The organism is Mesorhizobium sp. M1334, assembly GCF_040317995.1.
Classification (GTDB): domain Bacteria; phylum Pseudomonadota; class Alphaproteobacteria; order Rhizobiales; family Rhizobiaceae; genus Mesorhizobium.
This window is the reverse complement of record NZ_JAMYLM010000068.1, coordinates 1-1,729: the sequence shown is the minus strand read 5'-3', so window position 1 is coordinate 1,729 and position 1,729 is coordinate 1. Positions and strand designations below refer to the sequence as shown.

General features: G+C 60.4%; 1 protein-coding gene. It reads left to right on the top strand.

The features are described from left to right. Positions 1-77: 77 nt before the first annotated feature. Positions 78-1,244 (top strand): IS110 family RNA-guided transposase, encoded by a 1,167-nt coding sequence (locus tag NKH17_RS33270; RefSeq protein ID WP_352775934.1) that lies wholly within the window; start codon positions 78-80, stop codon positions 1,242-1,244. The last annotated feature ends 485 nt before the right edge of the window (positions 1,245-1,729 follow it).

Below are 1,729 nucleotides of genomic sequence, written 5' to 3'. Positions count from 1 at the left end.
AGCGCTGTAGATGCTATGGGCGGCGGCGAGCGTGTGGCACCCTCGACGCTGTTGAGCAGCTACCTAAGGAGCGCCCCATGTCACCATCCTTTGATGCAAGCAAATCCCTTACTGCCCTTGATCAGGACAGCACGTTGGTCGCAGTGATTGAGATGAGCCAGACAAAGTGGCTCATTGCTGCGACGGTCCCTGGCTTTGAACGTAATCCTCTCAAGAAGCTCGATGCCGACCCGGATTCGGTGTTCAGGCTGTTGCGCCGCTGGCGCAGCGAAGCCATCCAAGCCGGGCGTGAAGTCCGGCGCATCGTTGTCGCCTATGAGGCTGGACGCGACGGCTTTTGGTTGGCGCGCTGGCTTCAGGCGCGCGCTGTCGAAGCTTATGTCATACATCCATCGAGCGTCGCGGTTTCCCGTGAACATCGGCGTGCCAAGACCGATCGCCTCGATACCGAACTGCTGATGCGCGCCTTTCTTGGCTGGCTGCGGGGCGAGAAGCGCCACTGCAGCATGGCAGCCATCCCAACCATCAATGAGGAGGAGGCCCGCCGTCCGAACCGTGAACGAGACAATCTCGTCCGCGAACGTACACGGATCGTCAACCGCATCAAGGCAATCCTCGCTCGCTTCGGCATTCGCGCCTTCAAACCCAATCTGCGCAAAGCTGCCGAGAAACTGGAGGCTCTGCATACGGCGGAAGGTATGCCCCTACCGGAACGAAGCCGAGCCGAGTTGCGCCGTAATCTCGGACGGCTTCACCTGTTGCATGAACAAATTCACGAGATCGAACAGGAGCGGTTGCGGCAGCTCTCGGTGGTTCCGGACACGGAGAAGGGTCCGCTCGCGATGGTTCGCCTTCTTGCGCGGATCATCGGTGTAGGTATCGAGACTGCGGACATGCTGGTGAATGAGATTCTCTCACGCGGCCTGCGTGATCGGCGAGCCGTCGCCCGCTATGCCGGACTTACCGGGGCGCCGGATGAGAGCGGCCAACGCAGGCGCGAGAAAGGTCTTGCGCGGGCCGGCAACGCTCGCGTCCGCTACGGCATGATCCTATTGGCTTGGCGGTTCCTCCAATTCCAAAAGAACAGCGCGCTGGCGCACTGGTTTTGCGCGAGAACGGCCGATGGCCGTGGCGGTACGCGCAAGACAATGATCGTGGCTTTGGCGCGCAAGCTACTGATTGCCTTCTGGCGACTTGTCACGACCGGCGAGATCCCGACGGGAGTAGCCCTGCGTCCGGTATAAAGCATGGAGGAGCGTTCGACAGGACGAGCATTGAAGTTTGGCAGCTGCAATAGCGTCTGCCAATAACGATCCGAGGTGGTGGTGATCCCGGTCGCTCACATGGCTTACGACGCCGCGCTGTAGAATGGGCCCACCGCCCGGAGCTTCGCCGCCGATGCGTATGGCTGCATCATGGTTTTTGATCCGCGAGGATCAACCGCATACAAGCTTGCGGCGCGTTTACGGGCGCCTGATGGCGAGCTCCCCTCGGTTTGAAGTTGTAGACCTCTACAAACAGCACCTGCCGGCTCAATGTAACGCTGCCGCCGTGCTCGTGACCATCAAGGGCAAGTCGCTTCGCGATGGCCAAAGGCCCACCCTTGACCGTCACTGCGCGCGGCGCCCCAATGGACCCCGGAGCCAAAGCAGGAACAAATGGGCGCACACGGCTGAACAAGGAGACGGAACGACTGAAAGATCACCTTGACAAAGATTAGCCCATACAA

Bases quoted from the DNA above. Each gene is read 5' to 3' on its own strand.
- NKH17_RS33270 (WP_352775934.1), top strand. From the start codon at position 78: ATGTCACCATCCTTTGATGCAAGCAAATCCCTTACTGCCCTTGATCAG.